This is a genomic window from Pseudomonas sp. IT-P74, assembly GCF_949768175.1.
GTDB lineage: Bacteria > Pseudomonadota > Gammaproteobacteria > Pseudomonadales > Pseudomonadaceae > Aquipseudomonas.
Window position 1 is genome coordinate 1 of sequence record NZ_CATKQD010000012.1, and the last position, 19,858, is coordinate 19,858.

Sequence of the window (19,858 nt, forward strand, 5' to 3'; positions counted from 1 at the left end):
AGAAAAGTCACAGCTACTGGATTTCTATGCAATCGCTCGGTGCGTGGCTATCATGCGGGCCTCATTGTGAGGCGAGACCTGCATGCTGACGTTGTTAAAGCTTCTTAAAGATGGCCGATTCCATTCGGGCCAAGCATTGGGTGCTGCCCTGGGCATCAGTCGTAGTGCTGTGTGGAAGCAGCTTCAGCATTTGGAAGCTGAGCTGGGTCTGTCTATTCATAAAGTTCGTGGGCGCGGCTATCAATTGTCCACGCCATTAGCGCTGCTCGATCCTGTCGAGATAAGCGCTCAGGCGCACTCTTGCGCCTGGCCCGTCCAGGTTTACGATTCAATCGACTCAACTAATGCCGAGGCGCTGCGCGCTATAGAGCGCGGGCAAGATGCGCCGTTTGTGGTGCTTTCGGAGCGGCAGACGGCCGGGCGCGGGCGGCGTGGTCGCAAGTGGGTCAGTCCATTCGCAGAAAACGTCTATTACAGCCTGGTGCTACGCATTGATGGTGGGATGCGTCAGCTGGAGGGCTTGAGTCTCGTCGTTGGGCTCGCTGTCTTGCAGACGTTGCGTGAGCTCGGTATTGCAGCCGCTGGATTGAAATGGCCTAACGATGTCCTTGTAGGTCAGAAAAAAATCGCGGGAATACTGCTGGAGTTGGTTGGTGACCCTGCTGATGTGTGTCACGTGGTCCTGGGAGTGGGAATCAATGTAAACATGCAGTCCGCTGATGAGGTGGACCAGCAGTGGACATCCCTGCGGCTCGAGTCGGGTAAATTGTTTGATCGTAACCAATTGGTCGCGGTGCTGGGGGAGATGCTGCAGCGATACCTGGCTCGTCACCAGGAGGGTGGTTTTTTGGCCATCCAGTCGGAGTGGGAGCAAAATCATCTGTGGCAGGGGCGAAGCGTGTCGTTGATTGCCGGCGTCAATCAAATTGATGGTGAAGTGCTTGGTATTGATGGCCAGGGCGCTTTGCGCCTGAAGGTGGATGGTGTGGAGAAAGTCTTCAGTGGTGGTGAGTTGAGCCTGAGGTTGCGTGATGATTCTTGAGCTCGATTGTGGGAATAGTTTCATCAAGTGGCGTGTGCTTGCCGCTGATGCAGGGCGGGTGCTGGGTGAAGGGGTCGTTGATTCCAATCTCGCATTGCTGGAGGGCTTGGCAGGGGTCAAAGGGCTTGCCCTCACGTTTTGCCGGTTGGTGAGTGTCAGGACTGCGGAGGAAACCGCTGCGCTGACGTCTCTGCTCAAGGACACCTTTGATGTACCGGTTGTGTGCGCAACGCCGGCGCGCGAAGTGTCAGGCGTGCGCAATGGGTATGAAGAGTTTGAGCGACTGGGCCTGGATCGGTGGCTTGCGATGCTTGGAGGCTTTCATCAGGCTTCAGGTGCGTGCCTGGTGCTGGACTTTGGTACGGCGGTGACTGCTGACTTTATTGCGGCGGATGGAGAGCACCTGGGTGGTTTCATCTGTCCGGGGATGCCGTTGATGCGCAACCAGTTGCGCACCCACACGCGCAAAATTCGTTATGGGGATCTGGCGGCCGAGCAGGCTCTGGAGCGTCTTGTTCCAGGTCGCGCGACTGTCGAGGCTGTAGAGCGTGGTTGCCTGTTGATGTTGCGCGGCTTCGTGCTGACCCAGCTCGAATTGGCACGCAGTTACTGGGGTGAGGACTTTGTCGTGTTCCTCACTGGGGGGGATGCGAGCCTGGTTGCTGAGGTCGTGCCTCAGGCCAGGGTTGTTCCGGACTTGGTGTTTGTCGGATTGGCCATGGCCTGTCCCTTGTCCTGAGGTTTTTATGCGTTGGTTGTTTCTGCTGCTGCTTGTCCTCAATGGCTTCTACTACATCTGGCATCAACAGGAGGCTCCTCTGCGCGCGAAGGATGTCACGCCTTTGAGTCTGTATCGCGGGTCTCAACAGGATATCCGTTTGTTGAGCGAGGCAAGCGACGTCTCCAAGGACAAAGGTAAGGCTGTCTCGACAGACAATGGCTGCCTTTATCTGGGCGGCTATACGCGCCAGGAGGCCGCGCAGGCGGTTGAGCGTCGTTTGAGCGGTATGGAGGTCAAGTATCAGTCCCTGCCGAAAGCAGCGGCCGAAGGGGCAGGGTATTGGGTGCGTATCGCACCGGAAAGCCGGCGTTGGCTGGACGATTTGCAGCTGCTAAACCTTTCTAAAGAATTCAATGAGTTAAAACATAAAATAATGCCGTGCGAGGGGGTTGCACCCGCCGAATAGTTTGCATAGAATGGCGCCCGCTCCACAGCGAACACCGGAAACGGTAAGCGGTGTGAAGCAAGGTCAACGCAGCTAAGCTCAGGTTTTTAATGAGAAAAATGCTTGACAGAAGGCTGGCATGATGTAGAATGCCGGCTCGCTTAGGAGGGGTTCCCGAGCGGCCAAAGGGATCAGACTGTAAATCTGACGTCTACGACTTCGAAGGTTCGAATCCTTCCCCCTCCACCATTTTTAGCGAGAGCTGTAAGCCTCGCGGGTATAGTTTAGTGGTAGAACCTCAGCCTTCCAAGCTGATGATGCGGGTTCGATTCCCGCTACCCGCTCCAAGTTTACAGGTTTTGCACAGTGTTACGCTCTTGTAGCTCAGTTGGTAGAGCACACCCTTGGTAAGGGTGAGGTCAGCGGTTCAAATCCGCTCAAGAGCTCCATATAACAAGGCAGATATGAAAATATCTGCCTTTGTTTTAGGTGGTAGTGGTTGCGCCTGAATGTGTTTCTGAAGGTTGCCGGTGTCGTGAATGCCGGTGTTGCAGCCAAGGTTGCCTGGTAAGTGTTGTAAAGTCTTTTTCGGGTCGGCATAATGGTCGGCCTGATTTTGTTTTAGGTCAGTAGCTCAATTGGCAGAGCGACGGTCTCCAAAACCGTAGGTTGGGGGTTCGATTCCCTCCTGACCTGCCAGATTCACTCGGTGTGTCTGGCTTTCTTTTCACAGGATCTTCATAGATGACTCCTAAAGCTGAAGCTCAAGGCTCTCGTTTCGACCTCCTCAAGTGGCTTGTAGTAGTCGCTCTGGTGGTTGTTGGCGTTGTTGGCAATCAGTACTTTTCTGCTTCGCCGATCCTGTACCGCGTACTCGCATTGCTCGCTATTGCTGCTGTAGCTGCCTTTGTAGGCCTGCAGACGGTCAAGGGCAAGTCTTTCTTTGTACTGGTTAAGGAAGCGCGCACCGAAATTCGTAAAGTCGTTTGGCCAACTCGCCAAGAAACCACGCAGACCACGTTGATCGTTGTGGCTGTTGTCCTGGTTATGGCGTTGCTGTTGTGGGGGCTTGATTCCCTGCTCGGCTGGCTTGTTTCCTTGATCGTCGGCTAAGGGTGTCCCGTGGCTAAGCGTTGGTATGTTGTGCATGCTTACTCCGGTTACGAGAAGCATGTAATGCGCTCGCTGATCGAGCGCGTAAAGCTGGCCGGTATGGAAGATGGCTTCGGCGAGATTCTGGTTCCCACTGAAGAAGTGGTTGAAATGCGCAATGGCCAGAAGCGCAAAAGCGAACGCAAATTCTTCCCTGGCTATGTGCTGGTGCAGATGGATATGAACGAGGGTACTTGGCACTTGGTCAAGGATACTCCTCGGGTGATGGGTTTCATCGGCGGTACTGCCGACAAACCTGCGCCAATCACCGATAAAGAAGCAGAAGCGATTCTGCGCCGCGTTGCCGATGGTAGCGACAAGCCGAAGCCGAAGACGTTGTTCGAGCCGGGTGAGTCGGTGCGTGTCAATGACGGCCCGTTCGCAGACTTTACCGGTGTTGTTGAAGAAGTTAACTACGAAAAGAGCCGGATCCAGGTCGCGGTGCTCATTTTCGGCCGCTCTACTCCGGTGGAGCTCGAGTTCAGCCAGGTCGAAAAGGTCTAGTTGAACAAAAATCCCAACCCCGCAGCCGTAGGCTGTGGGGTTTTGTCGTCACTGGGATAAACGCGCAAGTAACCGGGGAGCCTTTCGAGGCGTTTGAACCCGTAATTGGAGTGCCTCATGGCCAAGAAGATTACCGCTTACATCAAGCTGCAAGTGAAAGCCGCTCAGGCTAACCCAAGCCCACCTGTTGGTCCTGCTCTGGGTCAGCACGGCGTGAACATCATGGAATTCTGCAAGGCTTTCAACGCCCGTACTCAGGGTCTTGAGCCAGGTCTGCCGACTCCAGTGATCATCACTGTCTACAGCGACCGTAGCTTCACTTTCGAAACCAAATCCACCCCTGCTTCGGTTCTGCTGAAGAAGGCGGCCGGTCTGACCAGCGGTTCCGCTCGTCCGAACACCGTTAAGGTTGGCACCGTGACTCGTGCTCAGCTGGAAGAAATCGCGAAAACCAAAAACGCGGATCTGACTGCAGCTGATATGGAAGCGGCCGTGCGTACTATCGCCGGTTCTGCTCGTAGCATGGGCCTTAACGTGGAGGGTGTGTAATGGCTAAGCTGACCAAGCGTCAAAAGGCTATCGCCGGCAAAATCGAAGCAGGCAAGGCCTACAACTTTGTAGACGCCGCTGCCCTGCTGGCCGAGCTGTCGACTGTCAAGTTCAGCGAGTCGTTCGACGTAGCTGTAAACCTGGGTGTTGACCCGCGTAAATCCGACCAGGTCGTTCGTAGCGCTACTGTGCTGCCACACGGCACTGGCAAGACCGTTCGCGTTGCTGTGTTCACCCAGGGTCCAGCTGCTGAAGCCGCTCTGGCTGCCGGCGCTGACCGTGTAGGCATGGACGACCTGGCTGCCGAAATGAAAGGCGGCGACCTGAACTATGACGTAGTGATCGCATCCCCGGATGCAATGCGCGTTGTAGGTCAGTTGGGTCAGATCCTCGGTCCACGTGGCCTGATGCCTAACCCTAAAGTCGGCACCGTAACCCCAGACGTAGCTACCGCGGTTAAAAACGCCAAGGCTGGTCAGGTTCGTTATCGCACCGACAAAAACGGCATCATCCACACTTCCGTTGGCAAGATCGGCTTCGACGCCGTCAAGCTGAAGGAAAACGTTGAAGCCCTGATCGCTGATCTGAAGCGTATCAAGCCAGCTTCCTCGAAAGGCATTTACGTCAAGCGCGTTACCCTGAGCACCACCATGGGCCCAGGTCTGGTCATCGACCAAAGCTCGCTCGACGCGTAAGACACAGATTGGCGCAAGCGATTGCGCCAATTGAAAAATTGGGGTCCCTGCCTGGCGGGGGCTATCCAAGACCGTAGGCGACGCAAGTCTTAAACCACAAGCCTACGCAGATGGTGCTCCCGGTTCCTTACCGAATCAGACACCAAAACGACATCCGGTTTCGACCAGATGAAACGGTAACAAGCAGGAGTTAAACCCGTGGCAATTAAACTCGAAGACAAGAAGGCCATCGTCGCTGAAGTCAACGAGGCTGCCAAAGTCGCTCTGTCCGCTGTCGTGGCTGATGCCCGTGGCGTAACAGTAGGCGCGATGACCGGACTCCGTAAAGAGGCTCGTGAAGCTGGCGTTTACGTACGTGTTGTACGTAACACCCTGCTCAAGCGCGCTGTTGCTGACACTGAATTCAGTGTCCTCAACGACGTGTTCACTGGCCCTACCCTGATTGCGTTCTCCAAAGAACATCCAGGCGCTGCCGCCCGGATCTTCAAGGAATTCGCAAAGGGTCAGGACAAGTTCGAGATCAAGGCAGCTGCGTTCGAGGGCAAGTTCCTCGCAGCTAACCAAATCGACGTACTGGCAACTCTGCCGACCCGTGACGAAGCAATTTCTCAGCTGATGAGCGTGATTCAAGGCGCTACCAGCAAATTGGCTCGTACTCTGGCGGCAATTCGCGACCAGAAAGAAGCTGCTGCAGCCTAAGGCTCGTCAACTTCTCGCGTTTTTTGTTTTTTTCGATGGTCGCGTAGGCCGTCCCCAATATCAGGAATTAGATTCATGTCTATCTCTCAGAACGATATCCTTGAAGCAGTTGGCAACATGTCCGTAATGGAAGTTGTTGAGCTGATCAAAGCTTTCGAAGAAAAATTCGGCGTTACCGCTGCTGCTGCATCGGCAGGTCCTGCCGCTGCTGCCGCCGTTGTTGAAGAGCAAACTGAATTCAACGTCATGCTGACCGAAGCTGGCGAGAAGAAAGTTAACGTGATCAAGGCAGTACGTGAACTGACCGGTCTGGGCCTGAAAGAAGCCAAGGCTGTAGTTGACGGCGCTCCTGCCATGGTTCTGGAAGCTGTTGCCAAAGAAGCAGCTGACAAAGCCAAAGCAGTTCTGGAAGAAGCAGGCGCTAAAGTCGAGCTGAAGTAAGCATCGACTTTGCTCCTCCAGCCCGAGCGTTAAGCGACAGGCTGATGGCTGGTGGCTCTTGCCACCGGCCTTTTTCCGTTATTGGCAGCCGACTGGGTCGGTGCCGATAACGTGCTGTAACCACCCGATGCGGTGGCGCAAACCATGGGGTTTGCACGATTTTCTGGCTGCTCCCGTCGGGAGGGGCCAAACAAGCAGGTGACCAAGCTGGGGAACGCTGATGGCTTACTCATATACTGAGAAAAAACGTATCCGCAAGGACTTTAGCAAGTTGCCGGACGTCATGGATGTGCCGTACCTCCTGGCCATCCAGCTGGATTCGTATCGTGAATTCTTGCAAGCGGGAGCGACTAAAGATCAGTTCCGCGACGTGGGCCTGCATGCGGCCTTCAAATCCGTTTTCCCGATCATCAGCTACTCCGGCAATGCTGCGCTGGAGTACGTCGGATATCGTCTGGGCGAACCGGCATTTGATGTCAAAGAATGCGTATTGCGCGGTGTTACTTACGCCGTACCTTTGCGGGTAAAAGTGCGCCTGATCATTTTCGACAAAGAGTCGTCGAACAAAGCGATCAAGGACATCAAAGAGCAAGAAGTCTACATGGGTGAAATCCCCCTGATGACTGAAAACGGTACCTTCGTAATCAACGGTACCGAGCGTGTAATCGTTTCCCAGCTGCACCGTTCCCCGGGCGTGTTCTTCGACCACGACCGTGGCAAGACGCACAGCTCCGGTAAACTGCTGTACTCCGCGCGCATCATTCCTTACCGCGGTTCGTGGCTGGACTTCGAGTTCGACCCGAAAGACTGCGTATTCGTGCGTATCGACCGTCGTCGCAAGCTGCCTGCCTCGGTACTGCTGCGCGCGCTGGGCTATACCACTGAAGAAGTGCTGGACGCGTTCTATACCACCAACGTATTCCACGTGAAGGGTGAGACCCTGAGCCTGGAGCTGGTGCCTCAGCGCCTGCGCGGTGAAATCGCGGTCCTCGATATTCAGGATGACAAAGGCAAGGTTATTGTCGAGCAGGGTCGTCGTATCACCGCTCGCCACATCAACCAGCTGGAAAAAGCCGGGATCAAAGAGCTGGATGTGCCTCTGGACTACGTCCTGGGTCGTACAACCGCCAAGGTCATCGTGCACCCGGCAACCGGCGAAATCCTGGCAGAGTGCAACACCGAGCTGAACACCGAGATCCTGGCCAAAATCGCCAAGGCTCAGGTTGTTCGCATCGAAACTCTGTACACCAACGATATCGACTGCGGTCCGTTCGTCTCCGACACCCTGAAGATCGACTCCACCAGCAACCAATTGGAAGCGCTGGTCGAGATCTATCGCATGATGCGTCCTGGCGAGCCGCCAACCAAAGACGCTGCCGAGACCCTGTTCAACAACCTGTTCTTCAGCCCTGAGCGCTATGACCTGTCTGCGGTCGGCCGGATGAAGTTCAACCGTCGTATCGGTCGTACCGAGATCGAAGGTTCGGGCGTGCTGTGCAAGGAAGACATCGTCGCGGTACTGAAGACCCTGGTCGACATCCGTAACGGTAAAGGCATCGTCGATGACATCGACCACCTGGGTAACCGTCGTGTTCGCTGCGTAGGCGAAATGGCCGAGAACCAGTTCCGCGTTGGCCTGGTACGTGTTGAGCGTGCGGTCAAAGAGCGTCTGTCGATGGCTGAAAGCGAAGGCCTGATGCCGCAAGACCTGATCAACGCCAAGCCAGTGGCTGCGGCGGTGAAAGAGTTCTTCGGTTCCAGCCAGCTGTCCCAGTTCATGGACCAGAACAACCCGCTGTCCGAGATCACCCACAAGCGTCGTGTTTCCGCACTCGGCCCTGGCGGTTTGACTCGTGAACGTGCCGGCTTTGAAGTTCGTGACGTACACCCGACTCACTACGGTCGTGTATGCCCGATTGAAACGCCGGAAGGTCCGAACATCGGTCTGATCAACTCCCTGGCCGCTTATGCACGCACCAACCAGTACGGTTTCCTCGAGAGCCCGTACCGTGTGGTGAAAGACGCTCTGGTCACCGACGAGATCGTATTCCTGTCCGCCATCGAAGAAGCCGATCACGTGATCGCTCAGGCCTCGGCCACGATGAACGACAAGAAAGTCCTGATCGACGAGCTGGTAGCTGTTCGTCACTTGAACGAATTCACCGTCAAGGCGCCGGAAGACGTCACCTTGATGGACGTATCGCCGAAGCAGGTAGTTTCGGTTGCTGCGTCGCTGATTCCGTTCCTCGAGCACGACGACGCCAACCGTGCGTTGATGGGTTCGAACATGCAGCGTCAAGCTGTACCAACCCTGCGCGCTGACAAGCCGCTGGTCGGTACCGGCATGGAGCGTAACGTAGCCCGTGACTCCGGCGTTTGCGTCGTGGCTCGTCGTGGCGGCGTGATCGACTCCGTCGACGCCAGCCGTATCGTGGTTCGTGTTGCCGATGACGAAGTTGAAACCGGTGAAGCCGGTGTCGACATCTACAACCTGACCAAGTACACCCGCTCCAACCAGAACACCTGCATCAACCAGCGTCCGCTGGTGCGTAAGGGTGATCGGGTTCAGCGTAGCGACATCATGGCCGACGGCCCGTCCACCGACATGGGTGAACTGGCACTGGGTCAGAACATGCGCATCGCGTTCATGGCATGGAACGGCTTCAACTTCGAAGACTCCATCTGCCTGTCCGAGCGTGTTGTTCAGGAAGATCGCTTCACCACGATCCACATCCAGGAACTGACCTGTGTGGCCCGTGACACCAAGCTTGGCCCAGAGGAAATCACTGCCGACATCCCGAACGTGGGTGAAGCGGCTCTGAACAAGCTGGACGAAGCCGGTATCGTTTACGTAGGTGCTGAAGTTGGCGCGGGCGACATCCTGGTCGGTAAGGTCACTCCGAAAGGCGAGACCCAGCTGACTCCGGAAGAAAAACTGCTGCGTGCGATCTTTGGTGAAAAAGCCAGCGACGTTAAAGACACTTCCCTGCGTGTACCTACCGGTACCAAAGGTACTGTCATCGACGTACAGGTCTTCACCCGCGACGGCGTTGAGCGTGATGCTCGTGCACTGTCGATCGAGAAGTCCCAGCTGGACGAGATCCGCAAGGATCTGAACGAAGAGTTCCGCATCGTTGAAGGTGCTACTTTCGAACGTCTGCGTTCCGCTCTGGTCGGCCACAAAGCCGAAGGCGGCGCCGGTCTGAAGAAAGGTCAGGACATCACCGACGAAATTCTCGACGGTCTTGAGCATGGCCAGTGGTTCAAACTGCGCATGGCTGAAGATGCTCTGAACGAGCAGCTCGAGAAGGCTCAGGCCTACATCGTTGATCGTCGCCGTCTGCTGGACGACAAGTTCGAAGACAAGAAGCGCAAACTGCAGCAGGGCGATGACCTGGCTCCAGGCGTGCTGAAAATCGTCAAGGTTTACCTGGCAATCCGTCGTCGCATCCAGCCGGGCGACAAGATGGCCGGTCGTCACGGTAACAAGGGTGTGGTCTCCGTGATCATGCCGGTTGAAGACATGCCGCACGATGCCAATGGCACCCCGGTCGACGTCGTCCTCAACCCGTTGGGCGTACCTTCGCGTATGAACGTCGGTCAGATCCTTGAAACCCACCTGGGCCTCGCGGCCAAAGGTCTGGGCGAGAAGATCAACCGCATGATTGAAGAGCAACGCAAAGTCGCCGAGCTGCGTAAATTCCTGCACGAGATCTATAACGAGATCGGCGGTCGTCAGGAAAGCCTCGATGACTTCTCGGACCAGGAAATCCTGGACCTGGCTCAAAACCTGCGTGGCGGCGTTCCAATGGCCACTCCAGTGTTCGACGGCGCCAAGGAAAGCGAAATCAAGGCCATGCTGAAACTGGCGGACCTGCCAGAAAGTGGCCAGATGCAGCTGACCGACGGCCGTACCGGCAACAAGTTCGAGCGCCCGGTTACCGTTGGCTACATGTACATGCTGAAGCTGAACCACTTGGTAGACGACAAGATGCACGCTCGTTCTACCGGTTCGTACAGCCTGGTTACCCAGCAGCCGCTGGGTGGTAAGGCGCAGTTCGGTGGTCAGCGTTTCGGGGAGATGGAGGTCTGGGCACTGGAAGCATACGGTGCCGCTTACACTCTGCAAGAAATGCTCACAGTGAAGTCGGACGATGTGAACGGCCGTACCAAGATGTACAAGAACATCGTGGATGGCGATCACCGTATGGAGCCGGGCATGCCCGAGTCCTTCAACGTGTTGATCAAGGAAATTCGTTCCCTCGGCATCGATATCGATCTGGAAACCGAATAACACGTGACGCGAATCGAGAGCGGGGCAGGATTGCCCGCTCTCTGCTCCGCCAGGAGGAAAGGCCTTGAAAGACCTACTGAATTTGCTGAAAAACCAGGGTCAAGTCGAAGAGTTCGACGCCATCCGTATCGGATTGGCATCGCCTGAGATGATCCGTTCGTGGTCGTTCGGTGAAGTTAAAAAGCCGGAAACCATCAACTACCGTACGTTCAAACCTGAGCGTGACGGCCTGTTCTGCGCCAAGATCTTTGGCCCGGTAAAGGATTACGAGTGCCTGTGCGGTAAGTACAAGCGCTTGAAGCACCGTGGTGTGATCTGCGAGAAGTGCGGCGTTGAAGTCGCGCTGGCAAAAGTTCGTCGTGAGCGCATGGCGCACATCGAACTGGCCTCGCCAGTTGCCCACATCTGGTTCCTGAAATCGCTGCCGTCCCGTATCGGCTTGCTGATGGACATGACCCTGCGTGATATCGAACGCGTTCTCTACTTCGAGAGCTATGTCGTTATCGATCCAGGCATGACCACCCTTGAAAAAGGTCAGCTGCTGAACGATGAGCAGTACTTCGAAGCGCTGGAAGAGTTCGGCGACGATTTCGATGCCCGCATGGGTGCCGAAGCTGTCCGCGAACTGCTGCACGCTATCGACCTGGAGCACGAGATTGGCCGTCTGCGCGAAGAGATTCCGCAAACCAACTCCGAAACCAAGATCAAGAAGCTGTCCAAGCGTCTGAAGTTGATGGAAGCCTTCCAGGGTTCCGGCAACCTGCCAGAGTGGATGGTGCTGACCGTTCTGCCGGTTCTGCCGCCAGATCTGCGTCCACTGGTCCCGCTCGATGGCGGTCGCTTCGCGACTTCCGACCTCAACGATCTGTATCGTCGAGTGATCAACCGTAACAACCGCTTGAAGCGTCTGCTCGATCTGTCCGCTCCGGACATCATCGTGCGCAACGAAAAGCGTATGTTGCAGGAAGCTGTCGACGCACTGCTCGACAACGGCCGTCGTGGCCGCGCTATCACCGGTTCCAACAAGCGTCCTCTGAAATCCCTGGCTGACATGATCAAGGGTAAGCAGGGTCGTTTCCGTCAGAACTTGCTCGGTAAGCGTGTTGACTACTCCGGTCGTTCGGTAATTACCGTAGGTCCGACCCTGCGTCTGCATCAGTGCGGTCTGCCGAAGAAAATGGCTCTCGAGCTGTTCAAGCCGTTCATTTTCGGCAAGCTGGAAATGCGTGGTCTCGCGACCACCATCAAGGCTGCCAAGAAGATGGTCGAGCGCGAGCTGCCAGAGGTCTGGGACGTTCTCGCTGAAGTGATTCGCGAACACCCGGTTCTTCTCAACCGTGCACCGACCCTTCACCGTCTGGGTATCCAGGCGTTTGAACCGGTACTGATCGAAGGTAAGGCTATCCAGCTGCACCCTCTGGTCTGCGCCGCGTACAACGCCGACTTCGACGGCGACCAAATGGCCGTGCACGTACCGCTGACGCTGGAAGCCCAGCTCGAAGCGCGTGCGTTGATGATGTCGACCAACAACATTCTGTCGCCAGCCAACGGTGAGCCAATCATCGTTCCGTCGCAGGACGTTGTATTGGGTCTGTACTACATGACGCGTGAAGCGATCAACGCCAAGGGCGAAGGTCGTGTGTTCGCGGATCTGCAGGAAGTTGACCGTGTGTTCCGTGCCGGCGAAGCCGCACTGCACGCCAAGGTTAAAGTCCGGATCAACGAAACCGTCAACGACCGTGATGGCGGCAGCGTGAGCAACACCCGTATCGTCGACACTACTGTCGGCCGCGCTCTGTTGTTCCAGGTTGTGCCAAAAGGTCTGTCGTACGACGTCGTCAACCTGCCGATGAAGAAAAAGGCGATCTCCAAGCTGATCAACCAGTGCTATCGCGTGGTTGGTTTGAAAGAGACTGTGATCTTCGCTGACCAGTTGATGTACACCGGTTTTGCTTATTCGACCATTTCCGGCGTTTCCATCGGTGTTAACGACTTCGTTATCCCGGATGAAAAAGCCCGCATCATCAATGCTGCTACTGATGAAGTGAAAGAGATCGAAAGCCAGTACGCCTCCGGCCTGGTAACCCAGGGCGAGAAGTACAACAAAGTGATCGACCTTTGGTCCAAGGCGAACGACGAAGTTTCCAAGGCGATGATGGCCAACCTCTCGAAAGAGAAAGTCATCGACCGCCATGGCGTCGAAGTCGACCAGGAATCCTTCAACTCGATGTACATGATGGCCGACTCGGGTGCGCGGGGTTCCGCAGCACAGATTCGTCAGCTGGCCGGTATGCGTGGCCTGATGGCCAAGCCGGACGGTTCCATCATTGAAACGCCGATTACTGCGAACTTCCGTGAAGGTTTGAGCGTACTCCAGTACTTCATCTCCACTCACGGTGCTCGTAAGGGTCTTGCGGATACCGCGTTGAAAACGGCTAACTCCGGTTACCTGACTCGTCGTCTGGTAGACGTTGCACAAGATCTGGTTGTAACCGAGATCGATTGCGGCACCGAGCACGGTCTGCTGATGACTCCGCACATTGAAGGCGGTGACGTTGTAGAGCCGTTGGGTGAGCGCGTATTGGGTCGAGTTATCGCCCGTGACGTATTCAAGCCAGGTACCGAGGACGTCATCGTTCCTGCCGGCACCCTGGTCGACGAGAAGTGGGTCGAGTTCATCGAGCTGAACAGCATCGACGAAGTGATCGTGCGTTCGCCGATCAGCTGCGAAACCCGTTTCGGTATCTGCGCCAAGTGCTACGGCCGCGATCTGGCTCGTGGTCACCAGGTGAACATCGGTGAAGCGGTCGGCGTTATCGCTGCCCAGTCCATCGGTGAGCCGGGTACCCAGCTGACGATGCGTACGTTCCACATCGGTGGTGCGGCAAGCCGGACCTCCGCAGCCGATAGCGTTCAGGTGAAGAATGGCGGTACCGTCCGTCTGCATAACCTGAAGCACGTTGAGCGAGTGGATGGTCACCTGGTTGCCGTGTCCCGTTCCGGTGAGCTGGCCATCGCTGATGACTTCGGTCGTGAGCGTGAGCGTTACAAGCTGCCTTACGGTGCCGTGATTTCGGTTAAAGAGGGTGACAAGGTCGAAGCTGGCGCCATTGTGGCCAAGTGGGATCCGCACACTCACCCGATCGTTACCGAAATGAAAGGTACCGTGACCTACGTGGGCATGGAAGAAGGCATCACGATCAAGCGTCAGACTGACGAATTGACCGGTATGACCAATATTGAAGTACTCGACGCCAAAGATCGTCCAGCTGCCGGTAAGGATATCCGTCCTGCCGTGAAGATGGTCGACGACAACGGCAAGGATCTGTTGCTGCCAGGCACTGACGTTATCGCTCAGTATTTCCTGCCAGCCAACGCCCTGGTCGGTGTGGCGGATGGTGCGAAGATCGCGATCGGTGATGTTATCGCTCGTATCCCGCAAGAGACTTCGAAAACTCGAGACATCACCGGTGGTCTGCCGCGTGTTGCCGACTTGTTCGAAGCCCGTCGTCCGAAAGAAGCGTCGATTCTGGCTGAAGTCAGCGGCACCATCGCGTTCGGTAAAGAGACCAAGGGCAAGCGCCGTCTGGTTATCACCCCGAACGACGGTACCGATCCGTACGAAGAGCTGATTCCGAAGTGGCGTCACCTGAACGTGTTTGAAGGCGAACAGGTAAACCGCGGCGAAGTTATCTCCGACGGTCCGAGCGATCCACACGACATCCTGCGTCTGCTGGGTGTGAGTGCGCTGGCCAAGTACATCGTCAACGAGATCCAGGACGTTTACCGTCTGCAAGGCGTGAAGATCAACGACAAGCACATCGAGACCATCCTGCGTCAGATGCTGCGTAAAGTTGAAATCGCTGAATCCGGCGATTCCAGTTTCATCAAGGGCGACCAGATGGAATTGACTCACGTACTGGTAGAGAACGAGCGCTTGAGCGGTGAAGACAAGTTTGTCTCCAAGTTCACTCGCGTTCTGCTGGGTATCACCAAGGCGTCGTTGTCCACCGAATCGTTCATCTCGGCGGCTTCCTTCCAGGAAACCACTCGCGTATTGACCGAAGCGGCGGTAACCGGCAAGCGCGATTACCTGCGCGGCCTGAAAGAGAACGTGGTCGTGGGTCGTCTGATCCCGGCTGGTACCGGTCTGGCTTATCACAGCGAGCGTAAGCGCCGCCGTGATGCAGACAAGCCGTTGCGCGTAAGCGCCAGTGAAGTGGAAGCTGCACTGACCGAAGCGCTGAACTCGAGCGGTAACTGAGTTCTGCGGTAAATGAGTGTGAGGCCCTGGTCACTCCGTTCATCGAATCGAGACAATTTGTCGAGATTGGATGAGTGGGGAGAGCGGGGCCTTGCCTTGACTGGGGGCAAGATCCTCTTTAGACTCTTGTACCCCTAAATTTGGCGGGAACTCGTTCCTGCCATTTTGCTTTTCTTGCAAGACAATAGCGTCGCAAGACAACAGTGGAGCTAGTAGATGGCAACTATCAACCAGCTGGTACGTCAGCCGCGTAAGCGTATCGTCGAGAAATCCGACGTGCCTGCGCTGCAGAACTGCCCGCAACGCCGTGGCGTGTGCACCCGTGTGTACACCACCACGCCGAAAAAACCTAACTCGGCACTGCGTAAAGTATGCCGTGTGCGCCTGACCAACGGTTTCGAGGTTTCCTCGTACATCGGCGGTGAAGGCCACAACCTGCAAGAGCACAGCGTGGTACTGATCCGCGGCGGTCGTGTAAAAGACTTGCCAGGTGTTCGTTACCACACCGTTCGCGGTTCGTTGGATACTTCCGGTGTTAAAGGTCGTAACCAGGGTCGTTCGAAGTACGGTACCAAGCGTCCGAAGTAATCGGCCGTTTTGCAGTTTTTCATTTTATTGAGTCGATAAGAGTAAGGTCGGGCACGCATCCATAGGAGCTGTCCCGGGCTAACCTGAAGACCGTTTGAGGGCTTATCAATGCCAAGACGTCGCGTAGCAGCCAAGCGTGAGATTCTGGACGATCCGAAATACGGAAGCCAAATCCTCGCCAAATTCATGAACCACGTAATGGAAAGCGGCAAGAAAGCCGTTGCCGAGCGTATCGTTTATGGTGCCCTGGATACCGTGAAGGCTCGTAAGGCCGGCACCGATCCCCTGGAACTCTTCGAAAAAGCACTCGACGCCATCGCTCCGCTGGTCGAAGTGAAGTCGCGCCGCGTTGGTGGTGCTACTTACCAGGTTCCGGTCGAGGTTCGTCCTTCCCGTCGTAACGCTCTGGCAATGCGCTGGTTGGTAGACTACGCCCGCAAGCGCGGCGAGAAGTCTATGGCTCTGCGTTTGGCTGGCGAACTGTTGGACGCTGCCGAAGGTAAAGGTGCTGCAGTTAAGAAGCGTGAAGACGTTCACCGTATGGCTGAAGCCAACAAGGCTTTCTCGCACTACCGCTTCTAATTTTAGCGTCACTAATTTTGCGAGGGCTTTATGGCTCGTACAACACCGATTAATCGCTACCGTAACATTGGTATCGTTGCACACGTGGATGCTGGTAAAACCACCACCACTGAGCGCGTCCTTTTTTACACTGGCAAAAGTCACAAAATGGGCGAGGTGCATGACGGCGCCGCGACCACAGACTGGATGGTGCAGGAGCAGGAGCGTGGTATTACCATTACTTCCGCTGCCATTACCGCCTTCTGGCAGGGTTCCGCCAAGCAGCACAAAGACCAGTACCGTTTCAACGTCATCGATACCCCGGGCCACGTAGACTTCACTATTGAAGTTGAGCGTTCCCTGCGTGTACTCGACGGCGCGGTCGTTGTGTTCTGCGGTACTTCCGGCGTTGAGCCTCAGTCCGAAACCGTATGGCGTCAAGCCAACAAGTACGGTGTTCCACGTATCGTTTACGTGAACAAGATGGACCGTGCCGGTGCGAACTTCCTGCGCGTGATCGCTCAGATCAAGCAGCGTCTGGGTCACACTCCGGTGCCTATCCAGCTGGCTATCGGTTCCGAAGACAACTTCCAGGGTCAGATCGATCTGATGACCATGGAAGCCGTTTACTGGAACGACGCCGACAAGGGTATGACTCCTCGTCGTGAGGCCATCCCTGCTGAGCTGCAGGAGCTGGCTGAAGAGTGGCGCAACAACATGGTTGAGGCTGCGGCCGAAGCCAGCGAAGAGCTGATGAACAAGTACCTTGAAGGTGAAGAGCTCACCATCGAGGAAATCAAGGGTGCTCTGCGTCAGCGTACTATCGCTGGTGAGATCGTTCTGGCCGTTTGCGGTTCTTCCTTCAAGAACAAGGGTGTTCCCCTGGTTCTCGACGCCGTTATCGACTACCTGCCGGCTCCAACCGACATTCCTGCCATCAAGGGTACTGACCCGGATGACGAGGAAAAGCAAATGGAGCGTCATGCAGACGACAACGAGCCGTTCTCGGCTCTGGCGTTCAAGATCGCTACCGACCCATTCGTGGGTACCTTGACTTTCGTCCGTGTTTACTCGGGCGTGTTGGCCTCCGGCGACGGCGTGATCAACTCGGTCAAAGGCAAGAAAGAGCGCGTGGGTCGTATGGTGCAAATGCACGCAAACGCCCGTGAAGAGATCAAGGAAGTGCGCGCTGGTGACATCGCGGCCCTGATCGGCATGAAGGACGTCACCACTGGTGAAACCTTGTGCAACGCTGACAAGCCAATCATCCTCGTTCGCATGGACTTCCCGGAGCCGGTTATTTCGGTTGCCGTAGAACCTAAGACCAAGGATGACCAGGAAAAAATGGGTATCGCTCTGGGCAAACTTGCTCAGGAAGACCCGTCTTTCCGCGTTAAGACTGATGAAGAGACTGGTCAAACGATCATCTCTGGCATGGGCGAGTTGCACCTGGACATCCTGGTTGACCGGATGCGCCGTGAGTTCAACGTCGAAGCCAACATCGGTAAGCCTCAGGTTTCGTATCGTGAGCGCATCACGAAGAATTGCGAAATCGAAGGCAAGTTCGTTCGTCAGTCCGGCGGTCGTGGCCAGTTCGGCCATTGCTGGATCCGTTTTGCTCCTGCTGACGAAGGTCAGGAAGGTCTGCAATTCGTGAACGAAGTAGTGGGTGGTGTGGTTCCTAAGGAATACATCCCGGCTATCCAGAAGGGTATCGAAGAGCAGATGAAGAACGGCGTAGTTGCCGGCTATCCGCTGATCGGCCTGAAGGCTACCGTGTTTGATGGTTCTTACCACGACGTCGACTCGAACGAGATGGCGTTTAAGGTGGCTGCTTCCATGGCGACCAAGCAACTGGCCCAGAAGGGCGGTGGTGAGTTGCTCGAGCCGATCATGGCGGTAGAGGTTGTTACGCCTGAAGACTATATGGGTGACGTGATGGGCGACCTTAACCGTCGTCGCGGCATGATTCTGGGTATGGAAGACACGGTCTCCGGTAAGGTGATCCGTGCTGAAGTTCCGTTGGGCGAGATGTTCGGTTATGCGACCGACGTTCGTTCGATGTCCCAGGGTCGCGCAAGCTACTCTATGGAATTCAAAAAATACAATACAGCTCCGTCGCACATCGTCGAAACTGTAACCAAAAAACAAGGCTGATTCAGTCCTTTAGGCAAGGAGTTAATTGTCGTGGCTAAAGAAAAATTTGATCGTTCCCTACCGCACGTCAACGTTGGCACCATCGGTCACGTTGACCACGGTAAAACCACTCTGACCGCAGCTCTGACTCGCGTTTGCTCCGAAGTTTTCGGTTCCGCAATCGTTGATTTCGATAAAATCGACAGCGCTCCAGAAGAAAAAGCTCGTGGTATCACCATCAACACCGCGCACGTCGAGTACAACTCGAAGATCCGTCACTACGCTCACGTTGACTGCCCAGGTCACGCTGACTACGTGAAGAACATGATCACCGGTGCTGCCCAGATGGACGGCGCGATCCTGGTTTGCTCGGCCGCTGATGGTCCGATGCCACAAACCCGTGAGCACATCCTGCTGTCCCGTCAGGTAGGCGTTCCGTACATCGTGGTTTTCCTGAACAAGGCTGACCTGGTAGACGACGCTGAGCTGCTGGAACTGGTCGAGATGGAAGTTCGCGACCTGCTGTCCACCTACGACTTCCCGGGCGATGACACTCCAATCATCATCGGTTCGGCTCGTATGGCGCTGGAAGGCAAAGACGACAACGAAATGGGCACCACTGCCGTTCGTAAACTGGTTGAAACTCTGGACAGCTACATCCCAGAACCAGAGCGTGCTATCGACAAGCCATTCCTGATGCCAATCGAAGACGTATTCTCGATCTCGGGTCGTGGTACTGTTGTGACTGGTCGTATCGAGCGCGGTATCGTTCGCGTTCAAGATGCACTGGAAATCGTTGGTCTGCGTGACACCACCACCACCACCTGCACTGGTGTTGAAATGTTCCGCAAGCTGCTCGACGAAGGTCGTGCTGGCGAGAACTGCGGCGTTCTGCTGCGTGGTACCAAGCGTGACGACGTTGAGCGTGGCCAGGTTCTGGTTAAGCCGGGTTCGGTTAAGCCGCACACCAAGTTCACCGCAGAAGTTTACGTTCTGAGCAAGGAAGAAGGCGGTCGTCACACTCCGTTCTTCAAAGGCTACCGTCCACAGTTCTACTTCCGTACTACTGACGTGACTGGTAACTGCCAGCTGCCAGAAGGCGTTGAAATGGTAATGCCAGGTGATAACATCCAGATGGAAGTTACCCTGATCAAGACCATCGCAATGGAAGACGGCCTGCGTTTCGCTATCCGTGAAGGCGGTCGTACCGTCGGCGCTGGCGTCGTAGCCAAAATCATCGAGTAAGCATCTCTTTTGAGATAGCTTCGATGCTTTGAAAAGCCCCCGCTCAGCGGGGGCTTTTTTATTGGGTTGACACCCATCTGGGGCGTCTATAGAATTGCGCCTCCTTTTAACGGGCGTATTGCGCCCGGTGGGAATAGCAGCCGGAGTCTGAAATCCAATGCAAAATCAGCAAATCCGTATCAGGTTGAAGGCTTTCGACCATCGCCTGATCGACCAATCAACCCAGGAAATCGTGGAAACCGCGAAACGTACTGGTGCTCAAGTGCGTGGTCCAATTCCACTGCCTACCCGTAAAGAGCGGTTCACCGTTCTGGTCTCCCCGCACGTCAACAAAGACGCGCGTGACCAGTACGAGATCCGTACTCATAAGCGCGTTCTGGACATCGTCCAGCCAACGGATAAAACCGTTGATGCTCTTATGAAGCTTGATCTTGCGGCCGGTGTGGAAGTGCAGATCAGCCTCGGCTAAGACTCGGTCTTAGTCGTGTAACGCTCTGAAATGGGCGGCCATAGCGGGTGAAA

Annotated in this window: 16 protein-coding genes and 4 tRNA genes; all 20 read left to right on the plus strand. The window is 55.7% G+C overall.

All coding sequences use genetic code 11. The annotated features are described in order from the left end of the window. Window positions 1–82: 82 nt before the first annotated feature. The 20 genes from birA to rpsJ all read left to right on the plus strand — a co-directional run bounded on the left by birA (window position 83) and on the right by rpsJ (window position 19,805). Complete coding sequence (birA, locus tag ACM6J5_RS11430; RefSeq protein ID WP_414928550.1) at window positions 83–1,042, plus strand: bifunctional biotin--[acetyl-CoA-carboxylase] ligase/biotin operon repressor BirA; 960 nt, start codon at window positions 83–85, stop codon at window positions 1,040–1,042. Beyond that, window positions 1,032–1,781 carry a pantothenate kinase gene (locus ACM6J5_RS11435; RefSeq protein WP_095945911.1) on the plus strand — a complete coding sequence of 250 codons (750 nt, stop codon included), beginning with the start codon at window positions 1,032–1,034 and terminating at the stop codon, window positions 1,779–1,781. The genes birA and ACM6J5_RS11435 overlap by 11 nt, the downstream gene beginning before the upstream one ends. 7 nt (window positions 1,782–1,788) lie before the next feature. Continuing rightward, window positions 1,789–2,229 carry a hypothetical protein gene (locus ACM6J5_RS11440; RefSeq protein ID WP_095945912.1) on the plus strand — a complete coding sequence of 147 codons (441 nt, stop codon included), beginning with the start codon at window positions 1,789–1,791 and terminating at the stop codon, window positions 2,227–2,229. Window positions 2,230–2,372: 143 nt separating this feature from the next. Continuing rightward, window positions 2,373–2,457 (plus strand) — tRNA-Tyr (locus ACM6J5_RS11445). 24 nt (window positions 2,458–2,481) lie between these two features. Then, window positions 2,482–2,555, plus strand: a tRNA-Gly gene (locus tag ACM6J5_RS11450). A 26-nt stretch (window positions 2,556–2,581) separates the two neighbouring features. Continuing rightward, window positions 2,582–2,657: transfer RNA gene (locus ACM6J5_RS11455), tRNA-Thr, on the plus strand. Between the two features lie 174 nt (window positions 2,658–2,831). After that, window positions 2,832–2,907: transfer RNA gene (locus ACM6J5_RS11460), tRNA-Trp, on the plus strand. Between the two features lie 45 nt (window positions 2,908–2,952). After that, window positions 2,953–3,321: a preprotein translocase subunit SecE gene (gene secE, locus ACM6J5_RS11465; RefSeq protein ID WP_007984402.1), complete on the plus strand. Its 369-nt coding sequence runs from the start codon at window positions 2,953–2,955 to the stop codon at window positions 3,319–3,321. A 9-nt stretch (window positions 3,322–3,330) separates the two neighbouring features. After that, window positions 3,331–3,864: a transcription termination/antitermination protein NusG gene (gene nusG / locus ACM6J5_RS11470; RefSeq protein ID WP_007984405.1), complete on the plus strand. Its 534-nt coding sequence runs from the start codon at window positions 3,331–3,333 to the stop codon at window positions 3,862–3,864. Window positions 3,865–3,981: 117 nt separating this feature from the next. Then, on the plus strand, window positions 3,982–4,413 hold the full coding sequence (gene rplK / locus ACM6J5_RS11475) for a 50S ribosomal protein L11 (RefSeq protein ID WP_007933726.1): 432 nt from the start codon (window positions 3,982–3,984) through the stop codon (window positions 4,411–4,413). Beyond that, window positions 4,413–5,108, plus strand: coding sequence for a 50S ribosomal protein L1 (gene rplA / locus ACM6J5_RS11480; RefSeq protein ID WP_003186095.1), 696 nt, complete (start codon window positions 4,413–4,415; stop codon window positions 5,106–5,108). Before rplK ends, rplA begins: the two co-directional genes overlap by 1 nt. Window positions 5,109–5,306: 198 nt before the next feature. Next, window positions 5,307–5,807 (plus strand): 50S ribosomal protein L10, encoded by a 501-nt coding sequence (gene rplJ / locus ACM6J5_RS11485; protein WP_007970413.1) that lies wholly within the window; start codon window positions 5,307–5,309, stop codon window positions 5,805–5,807. A 75-nt stretch (window positions 5,808–5,882) separates the two neighbouring features. Continuing rightward, a complete protein-coding gene (rplL, locus tag ACM6J5_RS11490) occupies window positions 5,883–6,248 on the plus strand; it encodes a 50S ribosomal protein L7/L12 (RefSeq protein ID WP_095945914.1) in 366 nt (121 codons plus the stop codon). 220 nt (window positions 6,249–6,468) lie between these two features. Then, the gene (gene rpoB / locus ACM6J5_RS11495; protein ID WP_095945915.1) at window positions 6,469–10,542 is read left to right on the plus strand and encodes a DNA-directed RNA polymerase subunit beta; all 4,074 of its coding nucleotides are present in this window, start codon (window positions 6,469–6,471) and stop codon (window positions 10,540–10,542) included. A 64-nt stretch (window positions 10,543–10,606) separates the two neighbouring features. Beyond that, window positions 10,607–14,806 (plus strand): DNA-directed RNA polymerase subunit beta', encoded by a 4,200-nt coding sequence (rpoC, locus tag ACM6J5_RS11500; protein ID WP_056728978.1) that lies wholly within the window; start codon window positions 10,607–10,609, stop codon window positions 14,804–14,806. Window positions 14,807–15,022: 216 nt separating this feature from the next. After that, window positions 15,023–15,394 (plus strand): 30S ribosomal protein S12, encoded by a 372-nt coding sequence (gene rpsL / locus ACM6J5_RS11505; protein ID WP_003186084.1) that lies wholly within the window; start codon window positions 15,023–15,025, stop codon window positions 15,392–15,394. A 108-nt stretch (window positions 15,395–15,502) separates the two neighbouring features. Then, a complete protein-coding gene (gene rpsG / locus ACM6J5_RS11510) occupies window positions 15,503–15,976 on the plus strand; it encodes a 30S ribosomal protein S7 (protein ID WP_007994653.1) in 474 nt (157 codons plus the stop codon). Window positions 15,977–16,006: 30 nt separating this feature from the next. Then, complete coding sequence (gene fusA / locus ACM6J5_RS11515; RefSeq protein ID WP_007994652.1) at window positions 16,007–18,112, plus strand: elongation factor G; 2,106 nt, start codon at window positions 16,007–16,009, stop codon at window positions 18,110–18,112. A gap of 30 nt (window positions 18,113–18,142) precedes the next feature. After that, on the plus strand, window positions 18,143–19,336 hold the full coding sequence (gene tuf / locus ACM6J5_RS11520) for an elongation factor Tu (protein ID WP_008053875.1): 1,194 nt from the start codon (window positions 18,143–18,145) through the stop codon (window positions 19,334–19,336). A 157-nt stretch (window positions 19,337–19,493) separates the two neighbouring features. Further along, on the plus strand, window positions 19,494–19,805 hold the full coding sequence (gene rpsJ, locus ACM6J5_RS11525) for a 30S ribosomal protein S10 (RefSeq protein WP_003186070.1): 312 nt from the start codon (window positions 19,494–19,496) through the stop codon (window positions 19,803–19,805). Window positions 19,806–19,858 lie beyond the last annotated feature (53 nt).